This window comes from Gordonia sp. LMA167, from assembly GCF_058130025.1.
Genome location: NZ_CM176708.1, coordinates 6,363,351 through 6,379,022 on the forward strand (window position 1 = coordinate 6,363,351; position 15,672 = coordinate 6,379,022).

The window sequence follows — 15,672 nt, forward strand, 5'->3', positions numbered from 1 at the left end:
CTCGCCGACAGAACCCCAGCTCCCACCGACAGCACCCCAACTCCCGCCGACAGAACCCGAAATCTCGCCGACAGAACCCCAGCTCCCACCGACAGCACCCCAACTGCCGCCGACAGAACCCGAAATCTCGCCGACAGAACCCCAGCTCCCACCGACAGCACCCCAACTGCCGCCGACAGCACCCCGAAACGCCGACAGCACCCGGCGATGACCGGGTGCTGTCGGAAGATCTCGAAGGTCAGGCGGTGATGGACTTGCCCACCGACTTGAGGTCGGTGCAGGCCTCGATGACCCGCTCGGACATCGACGTCTCGGCCTTCTTCGACCAGACGCGGGGGTCGTAGACCTTCTTGTTGCCCACGTCGCCGTCGACCTTCAGAACACCGTCGTAGTTCGAGAACATGTGCCCGGCGATCGGGCGGGTGTAGGCGTACTGGGTGTCGGTGTCGACGTTCATCTTGACCACGCCGTAGCTGAGCGCTTCCTCGATCTCGCTCTTCAGCGAGCCGGAACCACCATGGAAGACGAAGTCGAACGGCTTCGATCCGTCGGCCAGACCGAGCTTCTTGACCGCAACCTCCTGGCCGGTGTTGAGCACGTCGGGGCGCAGCTTCACGTTGCCGGGCTTGTAGACGCCGTGCACGTTGCCGAAGGTCGCGGCGAGCAGGTAGCGATTGCCCGTGTCGCTGGCGCCCAGCGCCTCAAGGGTCTTCTCGAAGTCCTCCGGCGTGGTGAACAGCTTGTCGTCGATCGCGGCCTCGACGCCGTCTTCCTCGCCGCCGACGACACCGATCTCGATCTCGAGGATGATCTTCGCGGCGCCCGCCTTGGCGAGCAGATCCTTGGCGATCTCGAGGTTCTCGGCCAGCGGGACCGCGCTGCCGTCCCACATGTGCGACTGGAACAACGGGTTCTTGCCCGCGTCGACGCGCTCCTGGGATATGGCGAGCAGCGGACGGACGTAGGTGTCGAGCTTGTCCTTGGGGCAGTGGTCGGTGTGCAGACCGATGGTCACGTCGTACTTCGCGGCGACGACATGGGCGAACTCGGCAAGCCCGACGGCACCGGTCACCATGTCCTTCACACCGAGGCCGGAGCCGAACTCGGCACCGCCGGTGGAGAACTGGATGATCCCGTCACTGCCGGCGTCAGCGAAGCCCTTGATGGCGGCGTTGATCGTCGACGACGACGTGCAGTTGATCGCCGGGAACGCGTAACCCCCCTTCTTGGCCTTGTCGAACATTTCCGCGTACTGCTCTGGGGTAGCAATGGGCATGTCACGTCCTCCAACCGGATAAGGCTTTCGCGTCCTGCGAGTCGGTCACTCCCGTTCAGTATGTCAAGTCCGCTGCGTCGGCGTGCAACGCCCGGTACGTTCAGCAAATTCGATGTCAGCGGCACCGACGTGTCCTTTATGACCGATTTGCCGGGCGTCCGTACCATGGCCGGTGATGTCTGCGAATCCTCCGGTGAGCACCACCCCCGACAAGTCCCGTACCGAAGAAGGCCGTCCCGATTCCGCCGGACCGCCCACCACGCCGCCCCCACGGCCGACCGCCGCCGCATTCGGGGCGAACCTCGCGCGCGGCGCGCTCATCGGTGCTGCCGAGACCGTGCCGGGTGTCTCCGGAGGCACGGTTGCGCTCGTCACCGGCGTCTACGGCCGGCTGATCGGCTCGGCGAAACACCTCGTCGACCTGCCGAGAGCAGTGGTCTCCGGCGAATGGCGCTCGGCTGTTCGGCGCATCGACTGGTGGCTGCTGGTCCCGATCGGGCTGGGCATGGCCGTCATGGTGGCGACGATCGCCGGCGTGATGGAGGAGTTCGTCACCGAGCAACCGGTCTACTCCCGCGCCCTGTTCATGGGCATGATCGCGATGTCGGTGGTGGTCCCGTTCCTCGAGATCTCCCCGGGCGCACTCACCTCCCGACGCGACAAGACCAGAGCGTTCGGCGTGTTCGCAGTCGCGGCGATCGCTGTGTTCGCACTGACGTCGCTGCCACGCTCGGAGATCGTCGATCCGCCGCTCCTGCTGGTATTCGCCGTCGCGGCGGTGGCCGTCTGCGCCCTCGTGCTGCCGGGAGTGTCCGGGTCGTTCTTCCTACTGGTGGTCGGGGTGTACGCGCCGACCATGGCCGCCGTCGACTCCGTCGATCTCGCCTACCTCGCGACCTTCGCGCTGGGGGCGATCGTCGGCCTGGCGTCGTTCGTGCGAATTCTCGAACGTTTGCTGGCCAACCACCACACCACGGCGATGGTCGCGGCGGGCGGTTTGCTGCTCGGTTCGTTGCGGGCGCTGTGGCCGTGGCAGACCGACGACGGCGGCGTGCTCGGGGTGGGTGCGGACTGGCCGGGGGCGCTGGGCCTGTTCCTGATCGGGGCCCTGCTGGTGGGGGTCGTGGTGGTCCTGCAGCGACGCCGGTTCACCACCGACACCGATGGCCTGTCACCTGGTGAAATGGGTTCGCGGGTCGCTGCCCGGTAGTCTGAGGCGTCGTGATCGACTCCGCGCTCGTCCAGACCACGACAAACGTCGCCCTCATGCCGGGATTTCTCGACCCGGTGACCCTGCTCGGCTACTTCGGTGCCTGGGCGTTCTGGGGCCTGCTGCTCGTGATCATGGTCGAGTCCGGAATCTTGTTCCCGGTGCTCCCGGGCGATTCGTTGCTCTTCGTGGCGGGCATGGTCGTCGCCGCGGGTGGCAAGGAGGGCATCGACAAGTTCGCGTCCCTCTGGCAACTGCTGATCTTCGTCCCGATCGCCGCCATCATCGGCGGACAGATCGGGTATTGGATCGGCCGCTACGTGGGCACCAGCATGTTCAAACCGGATGCCCGCTTCCTCAAGGAGCGCTACCTCGTCGAGGCGCACGAGTTCTTCGAGAAGCGTGGACCGATCACCATCTTCCTGGCCCGCTTCGTGCCCATCGTCCGCACGATCGCTCCGATCGTCGCCGGCGCCGCCCGAATGAAGTACTCGATCTTCTTCATCTACAACGTCGCCGGCGCCATCGTGTGGGGTGCCGGCATCGTGCTCCTCGGCTATTGGCTTGGCCGGTTCGAATTCGTCCAGAACCTGATCGAGCCGATCTTCATCTTGATCGTTCTGCTGTCGGTGCTGCCGATGTTCATCGAGTGGTACCGCCGTCGTCGGGTGGCCAAGAAGTCACCGGACGCAGCCCTGACGACGTCCACCGAGACCACCGACACCGTCTGATCCATCCCGCACGGTGGCGTTGCGGGCCGTGGCCGCGCATCGCCGCTATGGGCGCGCTGCGTATGCCGCGGCGAGGTCGATCCGCAGCCAGCCGCCGTTCGGCCCGGCCTGATCGAGCGGATAGCCGGCGTCTATCGACGTGCGGCGCAGGATGTCGAGCCGCTGGGCGTCGGAGAGCCCGGGGAATCGACTCTTCAGCAACACGGCCGCCGCCACGGGGATCTGATTGCGCTGCCCGGGCGCCACCTTTGCAAATCCGTAGGTCATCACCTGACGATGCTCGGCGACAGCCTGCCGGGTGGTCAGGTACGGCGTGTCGCGGGCGATGAACTGTGCGACGGGCATGCCGACGGCGCGTTGCAGTTGTGTGCGCAGCTCTGTCCCGGCGTCTGCGATCAGCGCGGCGAATCGCGGGTCGCTCAACCGGGCGGTGGCGATGTCGGTGCCCATGATCCGGCCGCCCATCACGTCGAGCGGATAGTGCACACCCAGCACGATGCGGCCACGGCCGATCTCCCCCGCACGGGCGATGATCTGCGGCCCCAGTTCGGGCAACCAGTAGGCGAGCAACGCGCCCTTCCAGTAACCCATGTTCGCGTGGCCCGACGGATATGAGCCGTTGCCCTCGAGCTCGGCGTAGAGGTGGCCGCCCGGGCGGTCGTAGCGCCGGATGGTGTTCGGCGCGACGACGAACGGACGTGGGTTGTTGTACAGCTGCTTCTCGAGAAGGGTGGTGCCCAGCGGGAGGCCCGCACGCGCGGTGTCGCCACCGACGAGCGCCTGCACTTTGGGGAGTGTGCCGTCGGCGAGGAGGGTGCGGAACACCGGACCGAGCTTCGCACCGAGGGCGTCCGAGAGCGAGATGAGCCGGTCGTCGTAGTTGATGGCGATGGCGTCCGCCTGCTGCTGCGCGGTCGCGGAGTTGTTGATCCGCTGCACCTTCTGCAGGTTCGCGGCCATGATCGACGGATGGGTGGCGCGCAGGTCGGCGAACCCGTCCAAGACCGGCAGATAGGTGCCCGACGGCGGGACGTCCGACGCATAGGGCCCGACCAGTTGAGCGGTCGTGAACCCGGTGCTCGTGGCGGTCGGCACCGCGACTGCAGCCCCACCCCCGACGAACCCGAGCATGACGATCAGTGCGGTCAGAACTGTGGGGAACACCAGGCGCAGGCGCGAAGTCGACACGGAGCAACACTCTTCCGCCCTACGCACCGATGGCGCAAGTGGTCACGCCGCGGCCACCCGACCGTCACGCATCGTTCCTCCGCCGGACTACTCCTTGTCCGGGTCGATCTCACCGTTGTCGAGTCGCTCCTGGATCTCGCCCGCCCGAAGGATCGCCGCACCGATCTCCTCGGCCATCACGTGCGCCGCCGACTGCCAGGCGACTGCTCGAATCCGTTCGAGGTTCGCCTCGAGGTCCTCGATCGTGCCCTGGTACAGGTGCCCACGCTCGGACAGCCACTTCACCACATGCCGCTCACAGAGGTCCCGCAAGCTCGATCGCATGGCGTCTGCCGACCACCGACTCAATTCGAAATCGCTTCCCAGTGTGAACATTTCGAGCGCACCACGGAGCTGCGGCACACTCGCGGCGAACCAGACCTTACGTCCGTCCGGCGTCGTCCGACGCTCGAGATAGCCACTCGAGACGAGCGCGGGCACCTGATCCGGATACGCATCTCCGAGTAGGTCCGCGAGTTCCCCCTCATCGAGCTCTCGGTTCGAGGTGGCCAGCCACGCGGACCCGGCGACGGCCGGCCCGAGGAGATCGACGACCCTGCTCTGCGACTCCCCGGAATCCCCCAACACTGTGCGGATCGTCTGCAGACGTAGTCCACGACCTTGCAGCGCAGCGATCGACCGGAGACGTTCCAGGTGCTGCGACCCGTAGACCGCCTGCCCGCCCTTGCGCAGGGGACGCGGTAGCAGACCCTCGGACTGGTAGTACCGGATCGTCCGCGCGGGCACCTCGGCCACCTTCTCGAGTTCGGCCAGTGAGAACTCGGCACCCTCGGCGGTGTCATTCGCTGCCATACGTCTCATGAAATCACCTTCAGGTGCCATCGTGCACCGTTGGTCCGAACAACACTTGACAGTGCTGTGTGACTTGTCTTACTGTCGTTTTACAGTTAATACTGTCACACACCAGTGCTGCAGGTTCAAAGATCACCCAAGGAGGTTCCGCAGATGTCGGACGCCCGCCCCAACCCGACGGTCCCGTCGAAGGTCTTCATCACCGGCGCCGGCGGCTTCATCGGCCGCACTCTCGCCGCCCGCCTGCGTGAGCTCGGCGCCACGGTCACCGGCGTCGACCTCGTGGCCAACCCGGCCGAGGGCATCGTCGCCGGCAGCACCACCGACCCGTCGACCTGGGCCCATGCGCTCGAAGGTGTCGACGCGGTGGTCCACACCGCGGCGATCGTCAGCACCGTCGCCCCGGTCGACCAGGCCTGGAAGGTGAACGTGCTCGGCACCAAGAAGGTGCTCGACGCCGCGGTCGGCGCCGGCGTCGGCCGCTTCGTGCACCTCAGCTCGATCGCCGCCTACGGCTGGGACTACCCCGATCACGTCACCGAGGACTACCCGACCCGCGTCACCGGCGGGATCAGCACCTATACCGACACCAAGACGAACTCCGAACTGACGGTCCTCGCCAACGGCAAGCGCGGCATGGAGACCGTCATCGTGCGTCCGGCCGACGTCTACGGCCCCGGTTCGGTCTGGATTCGTGAACCGCTCGCGATGATCAAGAAGAAGCAGATGATCCTGCCCGAGCACGGCTCCGGCGTGTTCGACGTCATCTACATCGACAACTTCGTCGACGCGATGGTCCTGCTGCTCGCCGCCGACGGCGCCGACGTCGACGGCCAGATCTTCAACTTCGGTGAGGAGTTGATCCGCACCTGCGCCGAGTACTTCGGCGAGCTCGCCTCCTGGGTCGCGGGCGGCAAGGTCACGTCGGTGCCGATCAAGGTCGCCGTTCCTGCGCTCGACGCCGTCGGCAAGCTCCAGCGCCGACTGGGCATGAAGAGCGAGTTGGGCCCGGCCCTCATGCACATGTTCAACCGCAAGGTCGTCGTGTCCAACGAGAAGGCGCGCACAGTGCTCGGCTTCAAGCCCGTCGTCTCCTACGAGGAGGGCATGGCACGACAGAAGGAATGGGCCCGCCGCGAAGGACTCATCTGAGCACCCACACAGCTACCGAACGACAGGAAATATCGTGCATCACAACGCAATTGCCGGAGGAAACCGATGAGCACAAAGCGGATGGACACCGCCCGCATCTACCGGATGATGGTCCGCATGCGACTGGTCGACGAGGCCTTCGTCGAGGCTTGGAAGGACGGCCTGGTGCCGGGTGAATACCACTCCGCCCACGGCGAAGAAGGCATCAACGCCGGCGTCCTCGCGCACCTGCACGCCAGTGACACCCTCGCCCTCGATCACCGCAACACCGGCCCGTTCGTCGGCCGCGGCATCGACCTCGAAGCGCTGATGCTCGAGGTGCTGGGATCCGATGAGGGCATCGCCCGCGGCATGGCCGGACACATGCACATCTTCGATCCGGACTCCAACGCCGGCGCGGACGGCATCGTCGGCGCAGGCGGCCCGCTCGCCGTCGGTCAGGCCATCGCGCACACCCGCGCGAATCCGGGCAGTGTCGCGGTCACCTTCCACGGTGAGGCCGCGATGAACCAGGGCATGATGATGGAGGCCTACAACATGGCCGTCGCCTGGAATCTGCCCGTGGTGTTCGTCTGCAAGGACAACAAGTGGGGCATCACCACCTACTCCAGCGACCAGACCGCCGGTGATCCGGTGCAGCGCGCCAAAGGATTCGGCCTGCACGTGGAGACGGCGGCCGGGCACAAGGTGGGCGACGTCCACCGTGCTGCCGGCAAGCTGATCGACCGCGCACGTGCCGGCAAGGGACCCGGGTTCTTGTACGTGACCTGCCACCGGCCCAACGGACATCTCGAGGGCGACCCGCTGGTCGGTCTGCTGCGTCAGCCCAAGCAGCAACTGTCGGTGTGGGTGCCCGAGTTGATGGGTGGGTTCACCAACTCGCAGAGCGGCTCCACCGGCGAGAAGATGCGCGCGATGGTCGGCGTCGGCAAGCGTGCCGGTCGTTTCACCCGAGACATGGCCCTCAACTCCCGCAAGGACCCGGTCCGTCGCGGCCGGTCCCTGGTCGGGGCGGAAGCCGCGGCGACCATCGAAGCCCAGGAACGAGCCGAAGTGCTCGCCACCATCACCGCAGTCCGTGCGCGCGTCGGCAAGCGCCTCGGCTTCGGCGTCACCACAGGAGGAAACCGATGACCATCATGCGCTACGACGAAGCCGTCGACCACGCTCTCGGCCAGGCCATGGCCGCCGATCCCTCGGTCGTCACCTGGGGTGAGGACGTCGAGATCCTGCGCCGCGTGCTGCAGAGCCGCTTCGGCGTGGAGCGGGTGCGCGACACCCCGATCTCCGAGCAGGGCTTCATGTACGCCGGCATCGGTGCCGCCATGGCCGGCCTGCGCCCGGTGGTCGAGCTCTACATGATCGACTTCGGCATGGTCGGCTGGTCGGCGATCGCCAACGCGGGCTCCAAGTTCAAGGACTTCTCCGGCGGCCGCTGGAACGTCCCGATGGTGCTGCGCGCCGGTGTCGGCGGCTGGTATGCCGACGGTGGCCAGCATGAGCAGACCTTCTGGGGCAGCCTCTCCTCCTACCCGTCGACCGAGGTGGTGGTGCCGTCCACGCCGGCCGACGCGGCAGGCCTGATGCTCTCGGCGGTGCAGAGCGACGAGTTCACCGTCTTCCTCACCCCGAAGCTGCTCGACCAGCAGATCCTGGACTACCTCGGTGGCGACCAACGCGACACCCTGGATCTCACCCCCGTGCAGCCGAAGGCAGGCGCCATCGGTGAGGTGCCCGATGTCGTCGCCCCGATTCCGTTCGGACAGGCCGCAACCCGGCGCACAGGTTCCGACATCACGCTGGTGTCGGTCGGTATCGGCGTGCATCGTTGCCTCGAGGCGGCCGATCAACTCGCCGCCGACGGGATCGAGGCCACCGTCCTCGACCTGCGTACCCTCGCCCCGCTCGACACCGAGGCCATCGTCTCCCACGTGGGCCGTACCGGCCGCGTCGTCGTCGCCGATGAGGACTACAGCCGTGGCGGCCTGACCGGCGAGATCGCCGCTCTGTTGCTGGAATCCGGCACCAACGCCCGCTATGCGCGGGTCGCGGTCGAACAGACCATACCCTTCGCGCCGCACCTCGAATATGCGGCACTCCCCAACGCCGAACGCATCGCGGCGGCAGCCAAATCTCTTTCCTGAGGACCGAATCATGACCACAACACTGCCCCTCGTCCAGATCGCGCTCAGTGTGCGCGACGTCCAGCACTCCCAGCGCTGGTACCGCGACATCTTCGGATTCACCGAGTCCGGTGGCACGCACGCCTTCATCCCGCTGCTCGGTTCCGAAGACGTCCAGAACGTGCCGGGTGCCACGAGTGTCTGCTGGTGGATGCTCGACGGCACTCCCGGATTCCAGATGGAGCTCTTCGAGTTCTCCAAGCCGCATCCGAAGCCAGTGCCCGCTGATTGGCGTCCGAGCGACATCGGTTACACCACAGTCGGTTTCCACGTCACCGACTTCGACGCGACGCTCGAGGCACTCGCCCGCCGGAACGTGACCCCGCTGACCGAGCCGATGGGGCTGCTGGGAGCGCGACGCGTCTGCGTCACCGACCCCGACGGTATCCTGCTGGAGATCATGGAAGACGACCCGCGCGTCGCCGGCATGCGACCTCGCCCGAACACCCCGGCAGTCGCCCGGTTCACGACATTGTCGGTTCCCGACCTCGCCGAGGCCCGGCGCACCTGGGTCGACGTGATGGGCCTGCCCGAGGTGGGCCTCGCACTGCATGACGCCGAGCACGAAAAGCTCTGGGGCCTGGCCGGTTCCACCCGTGAGTCGTTCGTCGTCCGCGCCGGTGATGCGTTCCTCGAGGTGGTGCAGTACCTGGATCCGGTCGGCAAGCCCTGGCCGCAGGGATATCACATCAGCGACCTCGGCATCCTCAATGTCGCTCTGGGTCTGCAGGATCGGGAGTCGTTGGACGCGCTCGTCGCGAAGGGGCAGAAGGTCGGCATCGAGCCGAACACCACCAAGGGCACGATCGTCGACAAGGTCTGGTACGCCTCGTACGTCAACGACCCCATGGGCTTCTCGATCGAGTTGCTCTGGCACGGCAGCAAGGGCAAGCGTCGCCCAGTGGACCCACTCGGTCTCCTCGAGCTCGGCTTCACCGCCAAGAAGCCACCGCTCAAGCGGGTGAGCGCCGTCGCCGAGACCACCGCGACCCCCGACCAGGTGTGGGCTGTGCTCGACGATCACGCCACGATGTCCGACTGGACTCCGTTCAAACGCTCCGAGATCCTCAGCGGCGGAGACGCCGACGGCGTCGGACTGATCCGCAAGCTCAGCGGTGGTCCGGCCGGCATGGCGGTCACCGAGCAGATCGTCGCGGCCGAAGCACCCCACCGCATGGAATACACGGCCAAGGGTGCGCCCGGCATGAAGCGCTACTTCAGCCTCATCACCGTCGAGGCCAATCCGTCTGGTGGCAGCACGATCACCTGGGAGGCGCAGTACCGCACCCTCCTGCCGGGGTCGACCCTGATCACCGGCCGGATGGTGCAGATCCTCGCCGATGGTCTGGCTCGCGCTGCAGCGCTGTCGGCCAGCTGACCCCACCCCGGCCCCTGAGGAGCCTCCGAGGATGCGAGGATGCGTCGCCACCCGGCCCCTGAGGAGCCTCCGAGGATGCGAGGATGCGTCGCCACCCGGTCCCTGAGGAGCCTCCGAGCTTGCGAGGATGCGTCGCCACCCGGTCCCTGAGGAGCCTCCGAGCTTGCGAGGATGCGTCGCCACCCGGTCCCTGAGGAGCCTCCGAGCTTGCGAGGATGCGTCACCACCCGGTCCCTGAGGAGCCTCCGAGCTTGCGAGGATGCGTCACCACCCGGTCCCTGAGGAGCCTCCGAGCTTGCGAGGATGCGTCACGAAGGGCCCCCTTCGTGACGGCCCTCCGCTAGCGCTCCGGACCTCCTCAGGGATCGGAAAAAAAGCGAGCGAGCGTCACCACCCCGGTCCCTGAGGAGCCCGCGAGGAACGAGCGAGCGTCACGAAGGGCCCCCTTCGTGACGGCCCTCCGCTAGCGCTCCGGACCTCCTCAGGGATCGGGAAAAAGCGAGCGCTCGCCACCACCCCGGTCCCTGAGGAGCGACCATGCGAGCGAGCGTCACCACCACGGTCCCTGAGGAGCCCGCGAGGAACGAGCGAGCGTCACGAAGGGCCACCCCCACCCGAACAACCCACCCACGAACAGGACTCACACATATGAACCTCACCGACAACCTGCGGCGCACCGCCGAGAACCACCCCGACGTCGTGGCGATCAAGCTGGATGATGCCGAGATCACCTACGCCCAGCTCAGCGGACTCGCGGCGAGAACCGCACGCTGGCTGCGTGATCTCGGTGTGGAGCCCGGCGATCGGGTCGCGGTGTCACTGCCGAACATCCCACACATGCCTGTCCTCTATTACGGAATCCTCTGGGCCGGTGCGGTCGTCGTCCCGATGAACCCGCTCTACAAGGACCGCGAGTTCGCCCACGTCCTCGGTGACTGTGGCGCGAAGGCGTTCTTCGCATGGAACGGCGTGGCAGAACAGGCCGCCAAGGGCGCAGCGGATGCCGGCGTGACCTTCGTCGAGGTCGACCCGGCGACCTTCCTCGGCCAGGTGACATCCCACGCGGCGACCAGGGCGGCCGATCGCGGCGGCGACGACACCTCGGTGATCCTCTACACCTCGGGCACCACCGGCGCACCCAAGGGAGCCGAGCTCACCCACGCGAACATGATCCGCAATGCGGAGGTCTGTGCGAGCGAGCGCCTCATCGGACTGTCCGTCGGCGACATGGTCTTCGGTGGTCTACCGCTGTTCCACGTCTTCGGACAGACCTGCATGATGAATGCGGCGGTACTGACCGGCGCGACCCTGACCCTGCTGCCCCGGTTCGATCCGCAGCGGGCACTGGAGATCATCGAGCGCGACAAGGTCACCCACATGGGCGGCGTGCCGACGATGTACGTCGCGTTGTCACAGTTCCCCGATCGTGACAAGTACGACACCTCCAGCCTGACCCGTTGCGTCTCCGGCGGTTCGGCCCTCCCCGTCGAGGTACTCGCCGCGTTCGAGGAGGCCTACGGCGCCATGGTTCTCGAGGGTTACGGCCTGTCGGAGACCTCACCGGTCGCGTCGTTCAACCACGCCGACCGCGAGCGCAAGCCCGGTTCGGTCGGTCAGCCGGTCGAGGGTGTCGAGCTCAAGCTCGTCGACGCGACGTGGAACGAGGTGCCCGAGGGCACCGACGGCGAGATCGCCATCAAGGGCCACAACGTGATGAAGGGCTACTTCGGCAACCCGGAAGCCACCGCTGCCGTATTGCGCGACGGATGGTTCCGGACCGGTGACATCGGTCGCCGAGACGAGGACGGCTACTACTACATCGTCGACCGCGCCAAGGACATGATCATCCGCGGCGGCTACAACGTGTACCCGCGCGAGGTCGAGGAGGTGCTCTACGGACATCCGGCCGTCGGCAGCGCCGCCGTCGTCGGCATCCCGAGCGAAATGCACGGCGAGGAGGTCGCGGCGGTGATCACCCTCAAGCCGGGAATGTCGGTGACCGAGGATGAGATCCGCGACTTTGCAAAGGAGCGCGTCGCCGCCTACAAGTACCCGCGCGTCGTGCGCATCGTCGACGAGCTGCCGCTCGGCCCGACCGGCAAGATCCTCAAGCGCGAGATCACCGTCTCCTGACGGCCTTTCGGGTTCTTCCGTCGGTTCTACATTCGTCCGCGCACAACTTCGCGAATACGAATCAGGAACCGGCGGAAGGACTCTGAAGGTCGACGCCGGCTACCACGCCTGGCCGAGATCCGCGTGCTGCCGGACCCACGCATGCATCGCGATCCCGGCCGCCACACCGGCATTGATGCTGCGAGTGGAGCCGAACTGTGCGATCGACACGGTGAGGTCGGCGTGGGTCTGGGCATCGTCACTGACGCCCGGGCCCTCCTGACCGAACAGCAGCACACACTCGCGGGGTAGGTCCGCGGTCTCCAGCCGCTGCGCACCGGGCGTGTTGTCGACCGCGACGACGGCCAGCTCCTCAGAACGCGCCCAGGCGATGAGCTCCGCGACCGAATCATGGTGCATCAGATGCTGATAGCGGTCGGTCACCATCGCGCCGCGACGGTTCCAGCGCCGACGTCCGACGATGTGCACCGCCGCCGCCGCGAACGCATTCGCCGTCCGTACGACCGTCCCGATATTGGCGTCATGGGCAAAGTTCTCGATGGCGACGTGGAACGGGTGCCGACGGTCGTCGATGTCGGCGACAATGGCCTCCCGCGACCAGTAGCGGTACGCGTCGACCACGTTCCGCGTATCCCCCTCGGTCAGCAGGTCGGGATCGAACCGCGGGTCGGTCGGCGGGGGTCCGCTGCGTTCGTCGGCCCACGGCCCCACACCCACAACCGGACCCGATCGCGGTTGCCACTCGGTGGGCCCGGACTGATCCGCTCCGGGCTTGTCCACGCCGGAACTTCCCATTTCCGACTCACCCAGCCCGGACTGCTCCACCCCTAGCCCAGTCCGAGGTCGCTCAACCCGAGCAACGAGCGGTACGGCACCCCGAGGGCACCGATCACCTCGTCGGCTCCGGTGGCGCGGTCGACGACGGTGGCCACCCCGATCACCGTCGCACCGGCCTCGCGGGCCGCCTCGACAGCCGCCGACGGCGACGCGCCGGTCGTCGATGTGTCCTCGACGACGAGGACATTGCGTCCGGCGATGTCGGGACCTTCGATGCGGCGCTGCATGCCGTGGGTCTTGGCCGACTTGCGCACGACGAACGAATCGATCTCCCGCCCGGGCGCATGCATGATCGACGTGGCAACGGGATCGGCACCCAGCGTCAGTCCGCCGACGGACTGGTAGTCCCAGTCCGCGGTGAGCTCACGCATCAAACTGCCGATGAGTCGCGACGCCTCGTGATGCAGCGTGGCGCGGCGCAGGTCGACGTAGTAGTCGGCCTCCTTGCCCGAGGACAGCGTCACCCGCCCGTGCACCACCGCGAGTCCGGTGACCAGCTCGGCGAGACGCGAGCGGCCGTCGGCGTTGACGGTGGGCGGGACTGCAGCTGACGAGGACATGTCACGGCTCATTTCTCGGTATCGACTACGGCAATCGGCGGCAACGGTCCGTGACGGTCCGGGTGGTCAACTCTTGCGGTGACGATTCGGCCGGTCCGTGGGCGGCATCGTGCTCGGGGGCATATCGTACGGGCGCGCCGGGCGACCGACTCCCGATGGTGGTGGCGCGGACTCCTCGTCGCGATCGGCCGCAGGCCGCGCACCGGTGGGCGGTTGCGGGGGACGACGAACCGGCATCGGCTGCATGCGACGCCCGGCGGTGGACGGCCCGGACGCCGGGTCCGCGGCGGCACTCCATGCGCGCGTCGGGGCCGGCGCAGCATCCCCACTGTCCGGCGTGGCCGGTCGCGGGTTCTCGTCCGCGGCAGCGACCCGCGCACGCCGCTGCTTGTCCCGCATCGACTCGGTCTTCTCGTCCGCGAGTTCGGCGCGCGTCGGCCCATGCGGATCACGCGGGTCCGGCGCATCCTGGGGGTCGGTGAGCGGCGGCAACACCCGCAGCAGGTCGGCGAAGCGACGGACCACGTCCAGACCGGTGTCGAGCTGGCCGTCGTCGGCGGTCAGAGGCATGGACCCGAGCACCCAGTTGCCCTCGTTCCACAGCACCTCGATGTAGGACGGCGCGGTGTTGGCGAGCGCCACCATCCGACGGTCGCAGACCCGGCGTGCCACGTCGAGATTGTTCGAGAACATGACGCGCGGACCCATGGCACCGAGGAGTTCGACGTCTTCCTCGGCCGGGGCGAGCACGTCCTCGTGACGCAGATCCACCACAACCGCCGACGGCGTGGAGCGCCGGACCGCGACCACCGTGGCGGTCTCGGCGAGATCGAACACCACCGCCTCGGCGCCGCCGAACTGCCCGAATGCGACGTCACGAACCTCGACCCGGTCCGGGACATTCATCGTTGCGCGGTGGAAAACCTTGCGCAGCTTGGTATCCGTTTCCCGGAACTTGAACTCGTGCTGATCGCCCCAGACCGCCCGACGATGCCGCACGGCACTCGAACGTTGTCGGTCCAGCCACAACAGGGCGACCGCACCGGCCAGTGCCAACACGGCGATCACGAAATACACGATGGTCATCGGGCTACAGCCTACTATCGCCGGTCGCCCGCGTAGCGGTCACGACATATCCGCGCTCCTTGTCGACGACGTTGTCCAGGACATCGGCGAGTGATCGCGATGTGTCCGCGGCCACGTACCGCCGCAGGTTGGCCAGGAACTGCTCGGCGAGTACGTCCCGCCAGCCCACGACGTCGCCGCTCATGTGGGCCGAGACGTCGACGTTGTCCATCTCCCACAGCGGGCTGGTCTCGGCCAGCGGCTCGTCGGTGAACACGTCGAGCGACGCCGCACCGATCTCGCCGTTCTCCAGTGCGGCGATGAGTGCGGGCTCGTCGACGAGCTGGCCGCGACCGACGTTGATGAAGTGCGCCTCCGGACGCATCGCGCGCAGGACGTCGGCGTCGATCATCCGGTCCGTCTGGGGCGTCAACGGCGCGATCGCCACCACGGTGTCGAAATCTCCGACGTGGTCGGCCAGCTCGGCCGTGGGGACGACGCTCCCGAAGTCGGGATCGTCGGTGCGGGCGGTGCGGCCGGCGCCGGTGACCGCAATCCCGACCGCGGACAGCAGACGGGCGATGGCACGCCCGATTCCACCCGTCCCTATCACCAATGCCGACCTGCCCTCGGTGCGTGCCGTTTCCCGGTGCCGCCAGATGCGTTGTACCTGCAGCCGCTTGGAGATGTGCAACTGCTTGTCGTGAGCCAGGATCGATGCGAGGACGAACTCCGCTATCGGGCGGTCGAACACGCCGGCCGCGTTCGTCACCACGATGTCGGCGGCGCGCAGATCGTCGAAGAGCAGCGAGTCCACACCGGCCGCGCACACATGCACCCAGCGCAGATCTGCGGTCGACGGCCCCCAATTGTCCTTCAGCGCACGAGAAAAGAAGTCCCACACGAGCAGGACGTCGGCGCCGGGCAGGGCGTCGGGCAACGTTGCCGCGGTGCAGTCACGGATGGTCGCGATCTCGGCGATCTGATCGATGTTGGACGGCGAGGGGACGCCCTCGGCCCCGAGGACGGCGATGACAGGTCGTTGGGTGGCCACGCCTCACGGTAACCAGAACGTGCCCGACACCGCCGACTTCCGACCACCCGGGA

At 67.2% G+C, this 15,672-nt stretch carries 14 protein-coding genes; 7 read left to right on the forward strand and 7 right to left on the reverse strand.

Annotation, left to right across the window (positions count from 1 at the left end):
• Positions 1–238: 238 nt before the first annotated feature.
• Positions 239–1,276, reverse strand: a complete 1,038-nt coding sequence (gene fbaA / locus ACVT6V_RS28570) for a class II fructose-bisphosphate aldolase (RefSeq protein WP_489897420.1) — start codon at positions 1,274–1,276, stop codon at positions 239–241.
• A 175-nt stretch (positions 1,277–1,451) separates the two neighbouring features.
• Here fbaA and ACVT6V_RS28575 point away from each other — a divergent pair, with 175 nt between their 5' ends.
• Together ACVT6V_RS28575 and ACVT6V_RS28580 are read left to right on the forward strand one after the other, a co-directional pair.
• Positions 1,452–2,486: a DUF368 domain-containing protein gene (locus ACVT6V_RS28575; protein WP_489897421.1), complete on the forward strand. Its 1,035-nt coding sequence runs from the start codon at positions 1,452–1,454 to the stop codon at positions 2,484–2,486.
• A gap of 11 nt (positions 2,487–2,497) precedes the next feature.
• A complete protein-coding gene (locus ACVT6V_RS28580; RefSeq protein ID WP_489897422.1) occupies positions 2,498–3,217 on the forward strand; it encodes a DedA family protein in 720 nt (239 codons plus the stop codon).
• Positions 3,218–3,262: 45 nt separating this feature from the next.
• Here the strand turns inward: ACVT6V_RS28580 and ACVT6V_RS28585 are convergent, their stop codons facing one another.
• Entirely contained in the window at positions 3,263–4,405 is a 1,143-nt protein-coding gene (locus tag ACVT6V_RS28585) for an acid phosphatase (RefSeq protein WP_489897423.1), read from the reverse strand.
• An 87-nt stretch (positions 4,406–4,492) separates the two neighbouring features.
• Positions 4,493–5,266, reverse strand: a complete 774-nt coding sequence (locus ACVT6V_RS28590; RefSeq protein ID WP_489897424.1) for a MerR family transcriptional regulator — start codon at positions 5,264–5,266, stop codon at positions 4,493–4,495.
• Between the two features lie 144 nt (positions 5,267–5,410).
• Here ACVT6V_RS28590 and ACVT6V_RS28595 point away from each other — a divergent pair, with 144 nt between their 5' ends.
• From ACVT6V_RS28595 to ACVT6V_RS28615, 5 genes are all read left to right on the forward strand, one after another.
• Positions 5,411–6,409 (forward strand): NAD-dependent epimerase/dehydratase family protein, encoded by a 999-nt coding sequence (locus ACVT6V_RS28595; protein WP_489897425.1) that lies wholly within the window; start codon positions 5,411–5,413, stop codon positions 6,407–6,409.
• A gap of 66 nt (positions 6,410–6,475) precedes the next feature.
• Positions 6,476–7,543: a thiamine pyrophosphate-dependent dehydrogenase E1 component subunit alpha gene (locus ACVT6V_RS28600; protein ID WP_489897426.1), complete on the forward strand. Its 1,068-nt coding sequence runs from the start codon at positions 6,476–6,478 to the stop codon at positions 7,541–7,543.
• Positions 7,540–8,553 carry an alpha-ketoacid dehydrogenase subunit beta gene (locus ACVT6V_RS28605; RefSeq protein ID WP_489897427.1) on the forward strand — a complete coding sequence of 338 codons (1,014 nt, stop codon included), beginning with the start codon at positions 7,540–7,542 and terminating at the stop codon, positions 8,551–8,553. The genes ACVT6V_RS28600 and ACVT6V_RS28605 overlap by 4 nt, the downstream gene beginning before the upstream one ends.
• 10 nt (positions 8,554–8,563) lie before the next feature.
• On the forward strand, positions 8,564–9,970 hold the full coding sequence (locus ACVT6V_RS28610) for an SRPBCC family protein (RefSeq protein WP_489897428.1): 1,407 nt from the start codon (positions 8,564–8,566) through the stop codon (positions 9,968–9,970).
• A 648-nt stretch (positions 9,971–10,618) separates the two neighbouring features.
• Positions 10,619–12,103 carry a long-chain-fatty-acid--CoA ligase gene (locus tag ACVT6V_RS28615; protein WP_489897429.1) on the forward strand — a complete coding sequence of 495 codons (1,485 nt, stop codon included), beginning with the start codon at positions 10,619–10,621 and terminating at the stop codon, positions 12,101–12,103.
• A 99-nt stretch (positions 12,104–12,202) separates the two neighbouring features.
• Here the strand turns inward: ACVT6V_RS28615 and ACVT6V_RS28620 are convergent, their stop codons facing one another.
• From ACVT6V_RS28620 to ACVT6V_RS28635, 4 genes are all read right to left on the reverse strand, one after another.
• On the reverse strand, positions 12,203–12,898 hold the full coding sequence (locus tag ACVT6V_RS28620; RefSeq protein WP_489897430.1) for a TrmH family RNA methyltransferase: 696 nt from the start codon (positions 12,896–12,898) through the stop codon (positions 12,203–12,205).
• A 32-nt stretch (positions 12,899–12,930) separates the two neighbouring features.
• The gene (pyrE, locus tag ACVT6V_RS28625; RefSeq protein ID WP_489897431.1) at positions 12,931–13,500 is read right to left on the reverse strand and encodes an orotate phosphoribosyltransferase; all 570 of its coding nucleotides are present in this window, start codon (positions 13,498–13,500) and stop codon (positions 12,931–12,933) included.
• Between the two features lie 66 nt (positions 13,501–13,566).
• Positions 13,567–14,586, reverse strand: coding sequence for a hypothetical protein (locus ACVT6V_RS28630; protein WP_489897432.1), 1,020 nt, complete (start codon positions 14,584–14,586; stop codon positions 13,567–13,569).
• A gap of 4 nt (positions 14,587–14,590) precedes the next feature.
• Positions 14,591–15,619 (reverse strand): D-2-hydroxyacid dehydrogenase, encoded by a 1,029-nt coding sequence (locus tag ACVT6V_RS28635; RefSeq protein ID WP_489897433.1) that lies wholly within the window; start codon positions 15,617–15,619, stop codon positions 14,591–14,593.
• Positions 15,620–15,672 lie beyond the last annotated feature (53 nt).

Excerpts from the sequence above, each read along its gene's own strand:
- fbaA (WP_489897420.1), bottom strand. The coding sequence starts at position 1,276 with ATGCCCATTGCTACCCCAGAGCAGTACGCGGAAATGTTCGACAAGGCC.
- ACVT6V_RS28575 (WP_489897421.1), top strand. The coding sequence starts at position 1,452 with ATGTCTGCGAATCCTCCGGTGAGCACCACCCCCGACAAGTCCCGTACC.
- ACVT6V_RS28590 (WP_489897424.1), bottom strand. The coding sequence starts at position 5,266 with ATGAGACGTATGGCAGCGAATGACACCGCCGAGGGTGCCGAGTTCTCA.
- ACVT6V_RS28595 (WP_489897425.1), top strand. The coding sequence starts at position 5,411 with ATGTCGGACGCCCGCCCCAACCCGACGGTCCCGTCGAAGGTCTTCATC.
- ACVT6V_RS28600 (WP_489897426.1), top strand. The coding sequence starts at position 6,476 with ATGAGCACAAAGCGGATGGACACCGCCCGCATCTACCGGATGATGGTC.
- ACVT6V_RS28605 (WP_489897427.1), top strand. The coding sequence starts at position 7,540 with ATGACCATCATGCGCTACGACGAAGCCGTCGACCACGCTCTCGGCCAG.
- ACVT6V_RS28610 (WP_489897428.1), top strand. The coding sequence starts at position 8,564 with ATGACCACAACACTGCCCCTCGTCCAGATCGCGCTCAGTGTGCGCGAC.
- ACVT6V_RS28615 (WP_489897429.1), top strand. The coding sequence starts at position 10,619 with ATGAACCTCACCGACAACCTGCGGCGCACCGCCGAGAACCACCCCGAC.
- ACVT6V_RS28620 (WP_489897430.1), bottom strand. The coding sequence starts at position 12,898 with ATGGGAAGTTCCGGCGTGGACAAGCCCGGAGCGGATCAGTCCGGGCCC.
- pyrE (WP_489897431.1), bottom strand. The coding sequence starts at position 13,500 with ATGTCCTCGTCAGCTGCAGTCCCGCCCACCGTCAACGCCGACGGCCGC.
- ACVT6V_RS28630 (WP_489897432.1), bottom strand. The coding sequence starts at position 14,586 with ATGACCATCGTGTATTTCGTGATCGCCGTGTTGGCACTGGCCGGTGCG.